This is a genomic window from Dyadobacter bucti (genome assembly GCF_005869225.1).
In the GTDB taxonomy this organism is placed as follows: Bacteria; Bacteroidota; Bacteroidia; order Cytophagales; family Spirosomataceae; genus Dyadobacter; species Dyadobacter bucti.
In genome coordinates this window covers 610665-626318 of record NZ_SWFP01000001.1, presented here as the reverse complement: position 1 = coordinate 626318, position 15654 = coordinate 610665, and the positions used below count along the sequence as shown (strand labels likewise).

Sequence of the window (15654 nt, the reverse complement as noted above, 5' to 3'; positions counted from 1 at the left end):
ATCCGGCAGGTTTTTTTTGAAAATGGTGTACGCAAAGTAGAGTGTTCCCGCCTGCAACTTTTCAATATTGTAACTACCCGGCGCCTGTTCCGGCCGGGGAATAGATGACAATCCGAAATTTGCACAAAATCCTTGCCCTGATTATCCCGCTAAATTGAAATATAGAATGAAATTCAATGTATTGCTTCTTTTGACCGGCTGTTTTTTAGGTTTTTCCAATGTCGTTTTTGCCCAGGACGAGCTTTCGGTTTACGACTACTGGAAATATTACGAAGGCACACCGGGTTCCATTTTTTATAAACAACTCAGCAGCAGGGCCTTTTCCCAGCTTGAAAAACGCAAAGCAGTTATTGAAAAATTAAAGACAAAGGCAGACTGGCAAAAAAGACAGGCGGAAGTCCGGGCGAAGCTGATGAAAGCAGTCGGCCCTTTTCCTGAAAAAACATCTTTAAATCCCGTCATCACCGGAACATTGAAAAAGGAAGGTTACACGGTTGAAAAACTATATTACGAATCCCGTCCGGGTTACTATGTGACTGCGGCCATGTTCATACCCGACCAAAGACAGGAAAAAGCACCGGCGATCATCTATTGCAGCGGACACAGTGAAAACGGTTTCAGGGCAGAGGCCTACCAGCATATTATGCTCAATTATGTCAAAAAAGGTTTTATCGTCCTGGCATTCGACCCGATCGGGCAGGGTGAACGGATCCAGTATGCGGGAACGGAGCTGAAAAAAGGCGCGGTGAATGAGCATTCTTATGGAGGCGTTCAGTCGTTTGTGTCTGGCCTGCCGCCGGCCAATTATTTTATCTGGGACGGTATCCGCACCGTGGACTACCTGCTCACCCGGAAGGAAGTTGACCCGGCACGGATCGGTATAGCGGGCCGGTCGGGCGGGGGGACGCAAAGTGCTTACATTGCCGCAATGGATGAGCGTATACTGGCCGCCGCCCCGGAATGTTACATTACCACTTTTGATAAACTGATCCGTTCCAACGGTCCGCAGGATGCCGAGCAAAACCTGATGTATGGCATTGAAAACGGCATAGACATGTCTGATTTTCTGGAAGTGCGGGCACCGAAACCGGCGCTGATCGTAGCGACGACCAGGGATATTTTTGCGATACAGGGTGCGCGGGATGCATTTGGGGAGGCGCGGAAAGCATATCAGACTTTGGGAAAACCGGATCAGATGCAGCTGACAGAAGACGATGCCGGACATGCTTCCACACTCAAAAACAGGGAGGCGTCCTATGCATTTTTTCAGAAATTTCTCGGTAATCCCGGCAGTCCGGAAGACCAGAAAGTGGAAATTTTGACGGATAAAGAACTGTACGTGACGCCGGACGGTCAGGTAGCTCCGTTTCTGAAAAGTGAAACTATGTTTTCCCTGAACAAAAGGTACGCGGAAAGACTGGCTGAAAAAAGAGAACAAAACAGGAAAACCGGCGCGGATTATCACAAGAACCTTAGGGAAAGAGTGATTTCTATTTCAGGCTATGAAAAGCCCGATGCAAAAAGAGAAGTAGTATTTTCCGGCAGGATACAGAAGGCCGGTTATGCTATTGAAAAATACCTGGTGAAAGGCAGCGGGGATTATTATCTGCCGGTGCTGTGGTTGAAACCAAAAACTTCCACCGGAAATACGATCCTGTATTTTGATGAACGGGGAAAATCCGCGGTCGCGCAAAAGGGCGGGATGGCGGAACAATTGGTAAGTCAAGGGTTTGAAGTCGTGGTTCCCGATTTGAGCGGCGTCGGTGAGCTGGGCAGCGGATTCATCAAAGGAGGCGACTCCATCATTGACGATATTCCGCTGAACCTATGGTTCGCAGGTATTCTGACACATAGAAACCTCGTAGCCGTGCGGGCAGAGGAAATCGGTATTCTGTCTGATTTTGTAAAAAATGCCAACCCGCAAAATACGCCTGTCACTGCAATTGCATCCGGCACATTAACCTCGGATCTGTTGCACGCCGCGACGATTAATAATCCATTTAAAAAGCTGGTTCTGATCAACCCGCTGGTTTCCTACCAGTCGATCACCGAGGAGAAGTTTTACAAACCGAAATTCGCCCTTTCCGCAGTTCCAGGCGCGATACCTGCTTACGACCTGCCTGACCTTGTCACTACGCTTTCGTCCCAAAGTTTGTTGATGATCAATCCGGTTTCAGCCACCGAAAAGGAGATCGGACAGGAGCGTAGCGAAGCCGTTTTCAACCTGGCATTGAAACAGAACAAGCCGGAAGTTTTTCGCATTGTGAATGGGTTGCAAGCAGAAGGGATTTTTGAGGCGGTGGTGGATTGGGTGAAGTAAATGTTGTATATTTATGATAACCTATAACTATGCAGACACATCATTTTAATTCAGAAAAGGCGGTAAATGCACTGCTGTACGTGATTGAAAACCTTGGCGTAACAGACTACCTACCACAAGGTTTTTAAGACACTTTATTTTGCCGAAAAGAAGCATTTGGTCGACTATGGGGCCTCCCTACTGGGCGATGATTTTATGAAAATGGGCTATGGCCCGGTTCCTTCCAAGGTTTATGATATTGTCAAAATTGCAAGCGGCAAATACAACGGTTTGCCGCTGAGCGAGCAGTTTATTCATTTTGTCCATTCCCACATCGAGGCAGTTCCGCCTTACCATTTGAAAGCGCTGGAAAAGGCGGATCTGGATTTTCTTGCAGAAACCGAAGTGGAGTGTCTTGACGACGCCATAAAAGTTTGCAGGTCAGTCAGTTTTGAAGGCCTTACGGATTTATCTCACGACAGCGCCTGGGCTGGCGCGAGTTTGCATGGCCAAATGCCTGTTTCAGAGATTGCACGTGCAGGCGGGGCAGACGAGGACACCATCCGGTACATTGAAGAAGGAATTGAAAACAGCGAATATTTCTCGTTGTAGGGTAGGTTTTATACTCCGAAACCCAGTCCTTTCTCGGTTACAGATCTTAATGAAATCCGACGGGCGAAAGTTATTTGACTGTGATTGTTATGCAGATTGTTCACGGGTACGGGCGAAGCAAATAACGGCGATCAAGTCTCAAATTCAGAATGATCCGGGTATTGTGCGAGGAAAACTTACCATAACAGAACTGACTAAACTACTGCATTCTTTTTATTCTGCGACTACCATTTCGGTTGCGGACAAGCGTAGGTTCGGGTTAATGTAAAGTTACAGTCTTCATCTCCCCAAACTCCCCAAAATATGCCCCGCAACCGAAATGCCGCTGCGGGTTACGTTCAGGAGCCAGCGGGCCTGGTCTTTTGGATCGTTTTTGATGTTTTTTAGAAACTGCATGACGGTGTCGGAAAGTTCGGACTTGCTTCTGGCAAAACCTGCCGGATTGTTCCATAGCTCCGAAAGCGGCGCCACCGCCATTTCTTTTCCGCCCTGCAATAATGTTTTCAGGATAAACGGCAGATTCAGGGCCTGGTGGGAAGGGTAGGTGCCTTCAAAAATACCTGCAATTGTATCGGCATAGGCGGGGTCGTCTTTGGAACGTGCGATCATGATCCGGAGAATGCTCATCCAGACAGGGGTAAGGGTTTTGTTCCGGGAAAATTGCACCAGCATATTCGATAATGCGAAATCGAAGCCGAGTTCTTGATCGACCTTTTCGCGGTAAGTATTGAGCCGCGCCTCTGAAAAATCGTTTCTTGTGATTGCAGCATCCAGCGTCTCCGATGCCCATCGGGCGCTGAGGAGCGCATATTGGATACCATCGCCGCTGAGGGGGTTGATCAGTCCGGCTGCGTCGCCCACCAGCAGTACCCGGTTTGCGGTGATCCGGCTTTCCGAATTGTAAAATACCAGCGGCCACCCGGCTATTTTTCCACTGATCTTTCCCGGGCCGATCCGCTCTTTGATATCTGCATTGTTACCGATATGCTCCGTCAGCATTTTGCTGATATGCCTGGTGTTTTGCGGGATCGTGGCAGATACCATCGCCATTCCGATATTGGCACCGTCGGGTCCTTTGGGGAAAAGCCAGTAAATCCCCGGAAAGCTTTCTCCGCTGAAATAAATATCTACCCGGTCAGTAGGGCCATGGACGTTTTCATAATAGGCCCGCAGGCCGAGCAGCTGGAATTCTTCTCCCGGCTTGGTCCCGCGCATTTTCCTCCCAATGGTTGAGCTGCTACCGTCGGCGCCGACGATCACTTTGGTTTTGATCTGAAAATTGCGTTTTTCTTGCGTCAGAGAGACATTGACACCCTGGTCAGTCACAACATAATCTGTTACCCTGCATTTTTCAAAGTACTGCGCCCCGGCGTTTTTGGCGGCTTCATATATCCAATGGTCAAGCTCAATTCTCGGGATAATGTGCGCATGAAAAAGCAAATGTTCAGGTTTGGACAGGTCGATGATCACTTTGTCATTTTGTATAAATAACCCGACTTTTTTGATCTCGTTCGTCTGTCGGAATTTTTCCGTACCGGTAATGCCCATCGCGTGCAGCTCGGAGATAGCGATCGGGCTTACCCCGTCGCCGCATACCTTGTCCCTCGGAAATTGTTCAGCTTCTGCCACGATCACTTTGTGGCCTTTCCGGGCGAGGTGGTATGCCAATGCGCTGCCACCCGGTCCGCCGCCGGTAATCAATACATCGCAATCAAACTGGAAACGTGGCTTTATGGTGATCATTTGTCAGTAATCGCGGTTGATCATGTACAGGATAATGCTTTCGATAAATGCCTTGTCGCGGGTGTCGGGGAGGCGGGAAAAAATGGTGTAAAATTCCTTCAAAGCAGCTCCCGCCATAAACTTGGCAATGTTACGTGCATAGTTCAGACTGTCGTACTTTTTCATCATTTCAAACAATGCCGCAGCAGTTTCCAGGCTTCTTTCCGCAATGGGTATGGCAAGAAAATCCCTGATCAAAGCGAGTTCTTTTTTGTTACAATGGCTCATCAGGTAGATCAGCATCAGTGTTCTTTTGCCCTCCATAATATCGCCGCCGATTTCTTTTCCATACTTGCTTTCTTCGCCCACAAGGTTTAGTATGTCATCCTGGATCTGAAATGCAGTACCCATAAAATACCCCATGCGGTTGAAAATATCGGGATTCACTTTGCCGCTGCTTCCGATCATCGCACCAATGCGGATCGGATGGATGCAAGTGTACCAGCAGGTTTTTTTTCAGGATCATCCGCAGGTAATCGTCTTCATTGAGGTTACAGACATTGTCTTTCCGCCAGCCCAGTTCAAGTGCCTGCCCCTCTACGCATTCGATGACCATGTGCTGGATTTCCATGCATATATCCAGCGCGAGCCTGGGGCCGATCTTTTCTTTGTTTTTCAGGAGCGGCGCAAGGCCCAGAACATTCATTGCGTCGCCCACATTGATCGCCATCGCGCGGTTATTGTACTGATGCATGGTGGGTTTGTTGCGTCGCGACAGGCTTTCATCTTCCACGTCATCATGAACCAGGAAAGCGTTATGCAGCAGTTCAAGCGTGATGGCAGGGTAAAGTGCCAGGTCTATGCAGCCGCCGTGTGCAATGCAGGCGGCAAAGCACAGGCCCGGCCTGAAACCTTTGCCGCCCCGGTTGGGATAATCGGCGATGAGATCGTACAGGTATTTGCGCGGCTCCTTGTCCGGGATAAAATGACGGATACCCTTTTTTACAATGGAACCGTATTCTTCCAGCATAGAACGCATGAGCAATTCCGACATAATGAATCAGATCTAGATTACTTCAATGCTAATAACTGTTTGTATATCAGAATTTTGATCATCACATAACAGTCCCTTGTAACGTCCCGGCAGGCAGGTTGCGGGTGCTTTCACGTGGATCGCCACTTCCTTTACTTCTCCGGGGTTCAGGGAAAATGACGCAGGTCTGCACATCATATTTTTGGCCGGGATCTTTTGTCCGCCCGGCCCGGTCAGATCGGTTTTCCGCAGGTTTATCGTTACCGGCCCTATGGTTAAATCACCTTCCACAGACATGTATAAAATGCCGGTCTGTGAGGGTTTCAGGGGTTTTTCAGTTTGTATGACAGAAATGGAGGTAGTCGTTTTCACGGGCTCCTCCTTTACTTTCGTTTTATTTTCTTTGGTAATGCTGTCGGAGAGAACGCTCACCTGCCGGGTGATGGCAGTAAGCGCGTCGAGGAAAATGTCCAGTGCCTCGTGGGTATCCCGCCGGATCCGGTTCATCAGATCGTCGGGGTCGCTCCGGATATCCTCAACGTCTATGATCTTTTTCTCAATTTTTTTGGCTGCCAGAATACCCGCTGCAATTTCCTCTTCCAGCACATTTACCGCCGAGCTGAGCACGCGCTGGGCACTCGACAGCATTTCATTCGGGTTCAGCGAATTGAACAAATCATCCTTGGGCGTTTTCTTTCTTTTCTGATGCTGGTCAGCGCCGTTCGCTTTGCTTGTCGCCATACGGGAGATTGCGGGTTAAGACCGTATCGGGTCAATGGAAAGTTGTATCGCGAAATAGGCCGGCTCAAACCCCCGTACCTGGACTTCACATGTGTAGTTTCCCGGGATGGCAGTTTTCGGGATGCCAACATCGATTTTTACGGTCTGGGATGCACCTGGATTTAATATAAAAGACTGAGGGGAAAACACAGTTTTGAAAATTTTGGTAACAGCCGGGTCGGCCTGGTGATAGTAATCACTGTTGACCAGCTGGCATGATACGGATTCCTTTTTTTCATTGTCCAGGATAAACTGGAGAGATACTTTTCCGCCCGCAATCGCCGAACCGCTTAGTGTAAACGCAGGTTCCGGCTTTTCCGTAACAGCTTCATCCCCGTTTTCGGCTGCATCGGCCGAGATCTCCGTCAGAAGTGAAAGCCCGAGGTCGATCATATCGTGCATGTGCCGTACGCCCAGTTTCATATAAGCATTAAAAATGTTGCTGATCACTTCCGTCCGCCCGCTCGCCTGACCGCTCTTGCCAATGCCGCTCAGCTGCCTGAATAATTTGGGACTTTCGGTAATGAAAATCTTGTTAGCTTCCATCGATCTGGTGACCAGTTCTTCAATGTCCTTCATCAGGGATGGTTTTGTGTCGCTCATCATGTGGAGTTATGAATGAATGTTTTCGCCTGTCGCCACCGCATGTGTCTGCGGTTTTGCAACCGGCGGTTCGCAGTAAAAATGACTTTTCCAGTCCTGCCAGCGGAGATGGTATTTCTGCTCATCGAGGGGTGCTGCCACAGGCAGGTTTTTATCGCCGTTTGTGGTAAGTGTAAAACATATATTCTGGTTGATATCTTTTTCTCTCAGCACGATTTCGGTAGCATAAGTAAGGCCACTGGCGAAATTGGCCAGGTCGATCGTCATCATAACCCGTTCACTTTGTGCGGGTTCCAATGTTACGGAATATTTGTTCAAAGTTGGCTGGGCCGGTGCCATGTTTCCGTCGCTGTCTTTCAGATCCCGCACGCCTATGCGGAATGTTCTGGCATGACTGCAGGTATTTTTTACGAAAAACGGTACAATGATACGCTCGCCAGCCAGCGCATTGCGGGAAATGCTGAGGATACAATGCGGCGGACAGGTATTCTTGGGCGGGCAGCAGTCGTCGCCCTGGAATTTTAGTGTGGGGATTTTCATAAGCGGACTGTCACCAGCCAGCATGGATTGGCTTAAAGCTGAGATATTGCCTATCATCCCCTCCATCATTGGCTGCATGGCCGAGAGGGAAACGTCGGTCAGTTTCTGAAGGTTGTCGGCGATCATTTGCGGCAGGTTCGCAGAGTTGTCGGACTTAGTTTCCATGAAGATCATTTGTTTGTGAATCATCAGTATGCGATTTGATAACATAGGATATACTCTGGTCCCAGAGCCGGATATCCCCGCTGTAATCCTTTTTCGGGTCAATATCTGCGGGCAGCGTTATCGTTAAATTTGCGACAAGGCTTTTGCCGGGACTGAGAACCTGGCCGCTTTCTTCCAGACTGATCGAAAGCCAGCCCGCCATATCTTTCTGGATATTCTTCGTCAGCTGGTCCATCATGGGCATATAACCTTCGGCTCCTTTGTCCCGGATCGCCAGGGAAGTAGCCCGGCACAGGAAATCCATATCCAGCACAGTAGCATGTTTGATCTGCGGGATCTGAAAAGGAACATTGCCAAGATTGGTGATCGTAATTGCTGCGGTATGAGTCCTGTCGGGATTGCTACCCTGAAAGCTGAACCTGACGGGGTAGATCTTTACGTCAATATGCGGCTGAACGACAATTTTTACGGATCGCCTTTCTCCACCGATGATCAGTTCACTGGCATAGGTACCGGGCCGGGTGTCGGGAGGCAGCTTATGGGATACGCCCTGTATCTTTTCTTCGCCGGGCCGAAGTCTGCACGAAAAGTGGAGCGGGGCTCCGCTGCCCAGGAAATTGTTCCGCCTGTTCAGGTATTCCAAGGCAAGGGTTTTGATCCTGAATGTATCCCCGCTTTTGTTTCCCAGGTGGATATGCCCCCTCAGATCGGAAGGAGGTCCGTTCAGAATGATTTCTTCGGTTCCGACATCCAGCATTTCATGAGATGCGTCCGCATTGATAGTCACCATCTTCACAAAGTTTATTTTGGAAAAATCACCTTAACAAACACACATCTTACTGATGTTTAGGCTCCGGGAAAGGGCGGGTATCAGGTTCGCAGCAACCTGTTTCACAGCGTTCTGCCGCATTGGGGATGTAGGGTTCGGTGATGACCTGGCCTTCACCGCTCATGCATACGCTGAACAGTTCCACACCCAGCACTTTGAAACATACATTGGAGTAATTGGGTATCCGCACCCGCACCTTCATCATGTCCTTAATATCCTGAAGCGTAAACCGCGGCAGGTTCATGATCTCGATTTTGCTGTCGGTCGCTACTGGTTCATCCTTGTCGCCTTTTAGTTTCAGCACACTGTCGGTTTCCAGCCGGCCGCTGACTTTGGTTTCCAGGCTTCCGGAGTGAACAGCCCCGAAAGAGCCGGACAGCTTGGCATCGAACCCGCCGTCGAGCGTCGAATCGATTTCAAAAGCTCCTCCGTCGGGGATAATGGTGTGGCTGTAGTTTTGGGGAATGGTTGGGGCGCTCATGGTTTAGTACATTTGGGCGTTACAGGTGTTTAACAATGTATGGTTCAGTTTCGCAGGACTGCAAAACGATTGTCAGGCAACTTTTGTACTTCTCTCAAATCTACTTGTGTGATGTAATATAGGTTATAACATGATAATAACCAATACATTATAAGAAAATTAATTTAACGGTAGCTGCCTTTTCTCTTTCCGGAAACTGATGCGGATATCTTTCCGTCAGCTGGGGCAAGACATTTTTCTTAACATTTTGTTAATGATTTAAGATACAAAATCATCAGTAAGTTTGCCGCCGGAAAATCTTGTGATTAGATCTCTCAAAAGGGATCAGAACGCATTAAACTAAACCCGGTACCAATGGATTCAAGACGAGAATTTTTACGAAAAGCGGCACTGTTATCCGGCGGCGCGGGCATGATGGCGCTGTTACCTGAGTCGGTGCAAAGGGCTATGGCGATCAATCCTGCTCCGGGTACCACTTATCTGGATGCAGAACATGTGGTGATCCTGATGCAGGAAAACCGCTCGTTTGACCATACTTACGGAAAGTTGCAGGGTGTACGCGGCTTCAACGATCCGCGCGCCATTTCTTTACCCAATAAAAATAAAGTCTGGCTGCAAACTGACCCGAAAGATGATACGTATGCGCCTTTCCGGCTCAATATCAAGGATACCAAAGCAACCTGGATGCACGACCTGCCGCACTCCCGCGAGTCTCAGGTGGATGCTTACAATGGGGGCAAATACGACAAATGGCTATCTTCCAAAAAATCAAGTCACAAGGAATACTCGGACATGCCGCTCACGCTGGGTTATTACGACCGGGAGGATATCCCGTTTTATTATGCCCTGGCCGATGCATTCACGGTCTGCGACCAGAATTTCTGTTCTTCCATGACGCCCACGCACCCCAACCGGTACTATTTGTGGTCGGGAACCATCCGCGACAAGCCGAGCATTGATTCGCTGGCAGTGGTTCGCAATAGTTATTTTTCTGTCAATAAGCCGGTTAAGTGGAAAACTTTTCCGGAAAGATTGGAAGAAGCAGGTATTTCGTGGGGTTTTTATCAGAACGAAATCAGCGCGGTCATGCAGTTCAACCCGGCCGATAACCCGGTAGGCGGCTCCTGGCTGGGCAATTTCGGATGTAATCCGCTGGAACGTTATGCGCAGTACCATGCCAAATTTTCGAAGGAATACATTCATTTTATCAAAATTGAAATAGAAAAACTGAAAGCGGAACTGCCCGGCCTGAGAAACAAGGTAAGTATAGCGGCAGGTGCGGAAAAAGACCAGCTGACAAAATCTCTGGAAACCAAAACAGCCCTGCTGGAAAGATACGAGGCGGATGCCGCCGAGTATACCGCGGAAAATTTTAAAAAGCTTTCGGTAACGGAGCAAAATATCCACAGACGCGCATTTATCACTAATCGCAACGATCCGGACTATCTTAAACTGAGTACCATATCTTATGAAGATGCCGGAGAAAAAAGGACACTGGAGGTACCGAAAAGCGACATATTTTACCAGTTCAGAAAGGATGTGAATGAAGGGAAATTGCCGGCAGTGTCCTACCTGGCTGCCCCGCAGAATTTTTCCGATCATCCGTCTGCTCCCTGGTACGGCGCCTGGTACGTGTCCGAAACGCTGGATATCCAGACCAAAAACCCTGAAGTGTGGAAGAAAACGATCTTTATTTTATGTTATGACGAAAACGACGGCTATTACGATCACGTGCCGCCATTTTCGATACCGAATCCTTTTGATACCAATTCAGGAAAAGTGTCCGACGGGATCGATATCAAAGCGGAGTATGTGACCCTGGAACAGGACCACACGCAGGTTCCCAAAGCCAATGCCCGGGCTGGTGCCATCGGACTGGGGTTCAGGGTTCCGCTGGTTATTGCGTCGCCGTGGTCGCGGGGAGGAAAGGTCTGCTCGCAGGTTTTTGACCATACTTCTATCATTCAGTTCCTGGAAGAATTTGCAAGTCACAAATCGAAAAAAGCAGTCAGGGAAACGAATATTACGGAGTGGCGCCGGACGATATGCGGCAATATCAGCACGGTTTTTCAACCTTATGACGCTTCCGCCTATAAAAAGCCGACACCCGTGAACCGGGATGAAATTGTCGCTGCTATCCACAAGGCAAAGTTCAGGGAAGCACCCGCCAACTTCAAAGCGTTTTCGGCCAGCGAAATTGCACAGGTCAATGAAAGCAGGGGAGCAGACCTTCTGCCCAGGCAGGAACCCGGAACGCGGCCATCGTGCGCCTTACCGTATGAGCTATACGTTGCAGGAAACCTGTCTGCCGACAAGCGCACTTTTACCATCAGCATGGAGGCAGGAAATAAGCTGTTCGGCAAAAAGTCGGCGGGCGCTCCGTTTATCATTTACGCCATGAACAAATATCAGCAAGAAGAGCTGAAAGTATGGAACTATGCGGTGCGGGCGGGTGACAAGCTTACCGAAAGTTGGAATCTTTCCGATTTTGAGGGAGGAAAATACCATTTGCGGGTGTATGGCCCCAACGGATTTTTCAGGGAGTTTTCGGGAAGTGGAAGTGATACGCATGTTCAGGTGCATTGTTCCTATGCGCTGGATAAAAAGGGCAAGCCGACCGGAGATATGCAATTACTGATCAACAACCAGGGGGAAACAGGGCAGACTGTTATTATCGCCGATAATTCGTATCAGCAAAAAACCATGGAACTGACGGTCGCGCCGGGTGTGACACGCCCCGTTGTGTCGCTTGCCAAAAGTTACAATTGGTATGATTTCAACGTGCAGATCGGCCCAAGCGGGGTAGTAAAACGTTTCGCCGGGCATGTTGAGACGGGTTTTGAAAGTGTGACCGATCCTTTGATGGCAGGTTAAGGGTTCAGCCCATATTACTTTTCAGCAGATCAAACAACTGACTTTTATAAGTGGCTGAGATCGGTATATATACGTTATTGATCCTTATTGCCTCCTTTTCGATGGTTTCGATCTTCTCGATCGAAACCATATAGGATTTGTGCACACGGGCAATGACGTGCGGCGGAATGAGTTTTTCGAGGTCGGTGAAAGTTTGTAAGGTCATGATCTTTTTGTGAAGGGTATGTATCCTCCGGTAATCGCGCATGCCTTCAATGTACAGTATTTCGTTCAGGTTGATCTTCTCCAGGCGGTTTTCTGTTTTTACGAAAATAAATTTCTTTTCTTCCGGCGTCAGCCGGATTTTCACCTTATCCACCGCGAGAAGGAACCGTTCAAAGGTGTAGGGTTTCAGAAGATAATCTGTTACGTTCAGGTCAAAACCTTTCAGCGCATACTCCTGATACGCCGTGGTGATAATGACGCTGCTATTTATCCGGGTCGATTCCAGAAGCTGTACCCCCGAAAGTGCGCCGAGATTGATATCCAGAAGGATGAGGTCCACCGGGCTGGATGTCAGAAAAGAAAAAGCATCCAGGGCGTTATCAAAAGTAGCCAGTAGGTTCAGCAAAGGCAGGCGCAGCACATATTCGGTGGCACGTTCCAAAGCCAGGGGCTCATCCTCGACAATGATACAAGTTATTTTCATGCGTAAATGGTCAGTATAACCTTGTAGGTTTGGTTGTCAGCCGTAGTTGTCAGTTGATGTTTGCCCGGATACAGCAGTTCCAGGCGCTTTTCGATGAGCGGTTTGCCAAGCCCGCCATGCTGTATATCCGGGTTCACGGGTTCTTCAAGCCGGTTTTCACAGACAAAAACGATCTCAGCCGCAAGTACAGACAAATGTATGCAAACGGAATTTTTGGTTTTGATCGCGGTGTGTTTGAAAGCATTTTCAATGAAAGGAATGAAAAGCATAGGCGCGATCATCCGGTTAGCCGGCAAACCTTCGACAGCATAACGGATTGCCTCAGCATTGCTTGTCCGGATTTTTTGCAGGGCAATGTATTTTTCAATGTAATCCAGTTCTTTGGTCAGGGGGATACGGTCTGTTTTGGTTTCGTACAGCATAAACCGCATGATATCTGATAATTTATTCAGGTATGAGGAAGCCTTACTGCTTTCCTTTTCTATGAGTATATCAATGTTGTTGATCGTGTTGAAAAGAAAATGCGGATCGATCCGGGATTTGATCAGGGCCAGTTCCATCTCGTTGTTACGGCTGTGGAGTTCCTCCCTGATTTTAAAATCGTCGAACCATGAAATGAAACCCCTGATGATGAGGCCGATCGTGCCGTTTACAAATGCAATGAAAGTAAGCATGCCGCCGATGATGAAAACAGCATAACGGTCGTTGGTCAGGAATTTGGTATTGATCAATATTGCAAGTACGGCCATCCCAACGATTGCTGCGCCCATTGACACCAGGACAGCGGAAACCAGCAGCTGGAAAAACTTTTTGGTTTTGAGATATCTGGGAAAAAGGAAAAGATAAAATCCATAGAAACCGATCATGCCAGGTACAATCGCAAAGCCGGTCATGATCCGCAGCCAGCCGGGGAAATCGGGTTTTTTCTGAAAAAAAGAAGTCTGGAGAAAAATGAGCGTAAGCAGTAGCAATAAATAAAGCAGCCAGTAGCCGATCTGTAAAAGGGTTTTGATTGATTTCGGCATTTTTAAAGCGGTTTCCGGTACTAGCCCTTGTTTCTTTTGGTAAGATAAAGGACATAATTCAATATTGTAAAGAAAAGGAAATAGCCCGTCGACCAAAACAGGATATTGACGCTGGGATCAATGCGGTTGTCATGGATCAGGAATTGCATCGAACAATAAGTGTAGGGGATCAAATAGCCGTATTTCCATGATACCGCGATCAGCGATGCGACCAGTAATGCAAAACCGATTCCGATCGGTACCATGAAATTCCTGATGTGAATGCTCAGCAGGTACTGAAACGAAAGGATCGGCAGACAATACACGAAAAACTTGGAATTGCCCTGTAAAAATGGAACAAAAGGGAAATCGCTGGTTGGAAAAGGGACATCCTGAAAAAGCATCGCAGGTACGATGCCGGTCAGACATATCCCGACATTGAACAGCAGAAAAAATTCGACCAGCATAATGACAGTAACGCCGAACTTCGCCAGGAAAATGGTTGTCAGGCTCTGAGGCGTTGTGTGCACCTGTTTCCAGGCGTTGTTGCGGTATTCGATCTGGGCTATGAGGCTGGCGGCGAGGATGATACCCATCGGCAGCAGGAAAACAGACATGAACTGCCAGTTCTGCCCGTAAAGCAGGCGCCAGATCTTCGGGGAAGAGTTCGCTGCTGCAAGTGTCTCCGACTGGATGACCCGTTTCGTCGTCAAGATTGCGGGGATTAAAAATGCACCGGAGATCGTAAGCCAGGCTGCCGAGCTCCGTCTTTTTTTGATCCATTCGCTTTGGAAACTGTTGATGAGCTGCGTCATGCTGAGGGGGTTTTGATTAAATCCATAAATACCGTTTCCAGGTCCCGGCTAACATTCCTGATCGCATATACTTCAATATCAGCTGCAACCAGCTGCTGATTGATCCTCGCAATATCTGACCGGGATGAAAAGGGAACAATGATCCCTTCACCGGCCGGCGTTGGCTTCCACGCTCCGGCGGTAAGCGTTTCCAATGCTTTTGACATATCGCCGGTTTCGACAACGACCCGGGCGGTTTGCCGTTTTTTATTCATCAGCTCCTCAAAAGTGCCCTGGAACATCAGTGTTCCCTGGTGAATGATACCGACATGTGTCACGAGTTTTTCTATCTCTGAAAGCAAATGGCTGGATATCAGTATGGAAAGCCCCTGTTCGCGGTTGAGTGTCCGGAGCAGCTCCCTTATTTCGATGATGCCGTTGGGGTCCAGCCCGTTGGTAGGCTCGTCCAGAATGAGGAGTTCCGGGTTGTGGAGCATGGCTATGGCGATGCCCAGGCGTTGTTTCATTCCCAGCGAAAACCGGCCTGCAGGTTTGTTTCCGGTGCCCGTCAACCCCACCATTGCCAGCACATCACCAATCCGGCTCGTCGGGCACCGATAGATTTTCTGAAACAATTTCAGATTTTCGACGGCTGTCAAATGACCGTATACAGAAGGGCTCTCGATAAGTGATCCCAGTTTGCTGAGCACAGCTACGCGGTTTTGGTCGAAGGGTTTACCAAAAATCGTAACCTCGCCACTTTGTTTTTTCAGAAGGCCCAGCACCAGTCTCAGTGAGGTTGTTTTTCCGGCACCGTTTGCACCGAGGAAGCCGTAAATGCTTTCTGACGGAACCCTCAAATTAAGGTCCCTGACAGCCTTTTCACCCGACGGAAACTGGTGCGAGAGGTGATGGGTTTCAAGAATGTTCATTGTTTTGCGCAGTTTGATTACTGCCTGAAACTACCAGCGCACCAGGAAAGAATTCGTTTTATTATGCGAACTCGGCGGATATCTCTGCAAAATCTCCGGTTGATCCTGCCAGTGCGGAAATCGCGTTCTAACACTTTGACATGTGAAAGTTTAGCACGTCCATCGATCAGTAAAGAATGGGGCGCACCGGCTTTTTGGTTATAGAATTACTTCGTGCTTATTATTTACCGTTGAGTAAGAAGTTTGACAAAATCGCGTCGGTTAATACCCGTGTTTTGAAGCGAATCAATAGTTTTGT

14 protein-coding genes and 1 pseudogene are annotated in these 15654 nt (G+C 48.5%); 3 read left to right on the top strand and 12 right to left on the bottom strand.

The window, feature by feature from the left end:
• The first annotated feature begins 166 nt into the window (after window positions 1-166).
• Window positions 167-2320, top strand: coding sequence for an alpha/beta hydrolase family protein (locus FBF61_RS02330; RefSeq protein ID WP_138475551.1), 2154 nt, complete (start codon window positions 167-169; stop codon window positions 2318-2320).
• Window positions 2321-2455: 135 nt separating this feature from the next.
• Window positions 2456-2911 (top strand): annotated as a pseudogene (locus tag FBF61_RS02325) (Panacea domain-containing protein); the annotation flags it as partial.
• 279 nt (window positions 2912-3190) lie between these two features.
• On the opposite strand, the gene FBF61_RS02320 reads toward FBF61_RS02325, so the two are convergent.
• The 8 genes from FBF61_RS02320 to FBF61_RS02285 are packed head-to-tail and all read right to left on the bottom strand — an operon-like array spanning window position 3191 to window position 9064.
• A complete protein-coding gene (locus FBF61_RS02320) occupies window positions 3191-4654 on the bottom strand; it encodes an NAD(P)/FAD-dependent oxidoreductase (RefSeq protein WP_138475549.1) in 1464 nt (487 codons plus the stop codon).
• 3 nt (window positions 4655-4657) lie between these two features.
• Window positions 4658-5101, bottom strand: coding sequence for a polyprenyl synthetase family protein (locus FBF61_RS35250; RefSeq protein ID WP_138475548.1), 444 nt, complete (start codon window positions 5099-5101; stop codon window positions 4658-4660).
• Window positions 5016-5687: a polyprenyl synthetase family protein gene (locus FBF61_RS35245; RefSeq protein ID WP_138475547.1), complete on the bottom strand. Its 672-nt coding sequence runs from the start codon at window positions 5685-5687 to the stop codon at window positions 5016-5018. Before FBF61_RS35245 ends, FBF61_RS35250 begins: the two co-directional genes overlap by 86 nt.
• Window positions 5688-5699: 12 nt before the next feature.
• Complete coding sequence (locus FBF61_RS02305; protein ID WP_138475546.1) at window positions 5700-6407, bottom strand: hypothetical protein; 708 nt, start codon at window positions 6405-6407, stop codon at window positions 5700-5702.
• A gap of 15 nt (window positions 6408-6422) precedes the next feature.
• The gene (locus tag FBF61_RS02300; protein WP_138475545.1) at window positions 6423-7052 is read right to left on the bottom strand and encodes a hypothetical protein; all 630 of its coding nucleotides are present in this window, start codon (window positions 7050-7052) and stop codon (window positions 6423-6425) included.
• A gap of 6 nt (window positions 7053-7058) precedes the next feature.
• The gene (locus tag FBF61_RS02295) at window positions 7059-7754 is read right to left on the bottom strand and encodes a hypothetical protein (RefSeq protein ID WP_138475544.1); all 696 of its coding nucleotides are present in this window, start codon (window positions 7752-7754) and stop codon (window positions 7059-7061) included.
• On the bottom strand, window positions 7744-8544 hold the full coding sequence (locus FBF61_RS02290) for a hypothetical protein (RefSeq protein WP_138475543.1): 801 nt from the start codon (window positions 8542-8544) through the stop codon (window positions 7744-7746). The genes FBF61_RS02295 and FBF61_RS02290 overlap by 11 nt, the downstream gene beginning before the upstream one ends.
• Window positions 8545-8590: 46 nt before the next feature.
• Window positions 8591-9064, bottom strand: coding sequence for a hypothetical protein (locus FBF61_RS02285; protein ID WP_138475542.1), 474 nt, complete (start codon window positions 9062-9064; stop codon window positions 8591-8593).
• Between the two features lie 354 nt (window positions 9065-9418).
• Here FBF61_RS02285 and FBF61_RS02280 point away from each other — a divergent pair, with 354 nt between their 5' ends.
• On the top strand, window positions 9419-11938 hold the full coding sequence (locus FBF61_RS02280; protein WP_138475541.1) for a phosphocholine-specific phospholipase C: 2520 nt from the start codon (window positions 9419-9421) through the stop codon (window positions 11936-11938).
• Window positions 11939-11942: 4 nt separating this feature from the next.
• On the opposite strand, the gene FBF61_RS02275 is transcribed toward FBF61_RS02280, so the two are convergent.
• From FBF61_RS02275 to FBF61_RS02260, 4 genes are read right to left on the bottom strand one after another with little or no spacing between them, the layout of a single operon-like run.
• Window positions 11943-12626 carry a LytR/AlgR family response regulator transcription factor gene (locus tag FBF61_RS02275; RefSeq protein ID WP_138475540.1) on the bottom strand — a complete coding sequence of 228 codons (684 nt, stop codon included), beginning with the start codon at window positions 12624-12626 and terminating at the stop codon, window positions 11943-11945.
• On the bottom strand, window positions 12623-13651 hold the full coding sequence (locus FBF61_RS02270) for a sensor histidine kinase (RefSeq protein WP_138475539.1): 1029 nt from the start codon (window positions 13649-13651) through the stop codon (window positions 12623-12625). The genes FBF61_RS02275 and FBF61_RS02270 overlap by 4 nt, the downstream gene beginning before the upstream one ends.
• Before the next feature lie 20 nt (window positions 13652-13671).
• Window positions 13672-14445, bottom strand: coding sequence for an ABC transporter permease (locus tag FBF61_RS02265; RefSeq protein WP_138475538.1), 774 nt, complete (start codon window positions 14443-14445; stop codon window positions 13672-13674).
• Window positions 14442-15356 carry an ABC transporter ATP-binding protein gene (locus FBF61_RS02260; RefSeq protein ID WP_138475537.1) on the bottom strand — a complete coding sequence of 305 codons (915 nt, stop codon included), beginning with the start codon at window positions 15354-15356 and terminating at the stop codon, window positions 14442-14444. Before FBF61_RS02260 ends, FBF61_RS02265 begins: the two co-directional genes overlap by 4 nt.
• Between the last annotated feature and the right edge of the window lie 298 nt (window positions 15357-15654).

Excerpts from the sequence above, each read along its gene's own strand:
- FBF61_RS02330 (WP_138475551.1), top strand. The coding sequence starts at position 167 with ATGAAATTCAATGTATTGCTTCTTTTGACCGGCTGTTTTTTAGGTTTT.
- FBF61_RS02320 (WP_138475549.1), bottom strand. The coding sequence starts at position 4,654 with ATGATCACCATAAAGCCACGTTTCCAGTTTGATTGCGATGTATTGATT.
- FBF61_RS35250 (WP_138475548.1), bottom strand. The coding sequence starts at position 5,101 with ATGATCGGAAGCAGCGGCAAAGTGAATCCCGATATTTTCAACCGCATG.
- FBF61_RS35245 (WP_138475547.1), bottom strand. The coding sequence starts at position 5,687 with ATGTCGGAATTGCTCATGCGTTCTATGCTGGAAGAATACGGTTCCATT.
- FBF61_RS02305 (WP_138475546.1), bottom strand. The coding sequence starts at position 6,407 with ATGGCGACAAGCAAAGCGAACGGCGCTGACCAGCATCAGAAAAGAAAG.
- FBF61_RS02300 (WP_138475545.1), bottom strand. The coding sequence starts at position 7,052 with ATGATGAGCGACACAAAACCATCCCTGATGAAGGACATTGAAGAACTG.
- FBF61_RS02295 (WP_138475544.1), bottom strand. The coding sequence starts at position 7,754 with ATGGAAACTAAGTCCGACAACTCTGCGAACCTGCCGCAAATGATCGCC.
- FBF61_RS02290 (WP_138475543.1), bottom strand. The coding sequence starts at position 8,544 with ATGGTGACTATCAATGCGGACGCATCTCATGAAATGCTGGATGTCGGA.
- FBF61_RS02285 (WP_138475542.1), bottom strand. The coding sequence starts at position 9,064 with ATGAGCGCCCCAACCATTCCCCAAAACTACAGCCACACCATTATCCCC.
- FBF61_RS02280 (WP_138475541.1), top strand. The coding sequence starts at position 9,419 with ATGGATTCAAGACGAGAATTTTTACGAAAAGCGGCACTGTTATCCGGC.
- FBF61_RS02275 (WP_138475540.1), bottom strand. The coding sequence starts at position 12,626 with ATGAAAATAACTTGTATCATTGTCGAGGATGAGCCCCTGGCTTTGGAA.
- FBF61_RS02270 (WP_138475539.1), bottom strand. The coding sequence starts at position 13,651 with ATGCCGAAATCAATCAAAACCCTTTTACAGATCGGCTACTGGCTGCTT.
- FBF61_RS02265 (WP_138475538.1), bottom strand. The coding sequence starts at position 14,445 with ATGACGCAGCTCATCAACAGTTTCCAAAGCGAATGGATCAAAAAAAGA.
- FBF61_RS02260 (WP_138475537.1), bottom strand. The coding sequence starts at position 15,356 with ATGAACATTCTTGAAACCCATCACCTCTCGCACCAGTTTCCGTCGGGT.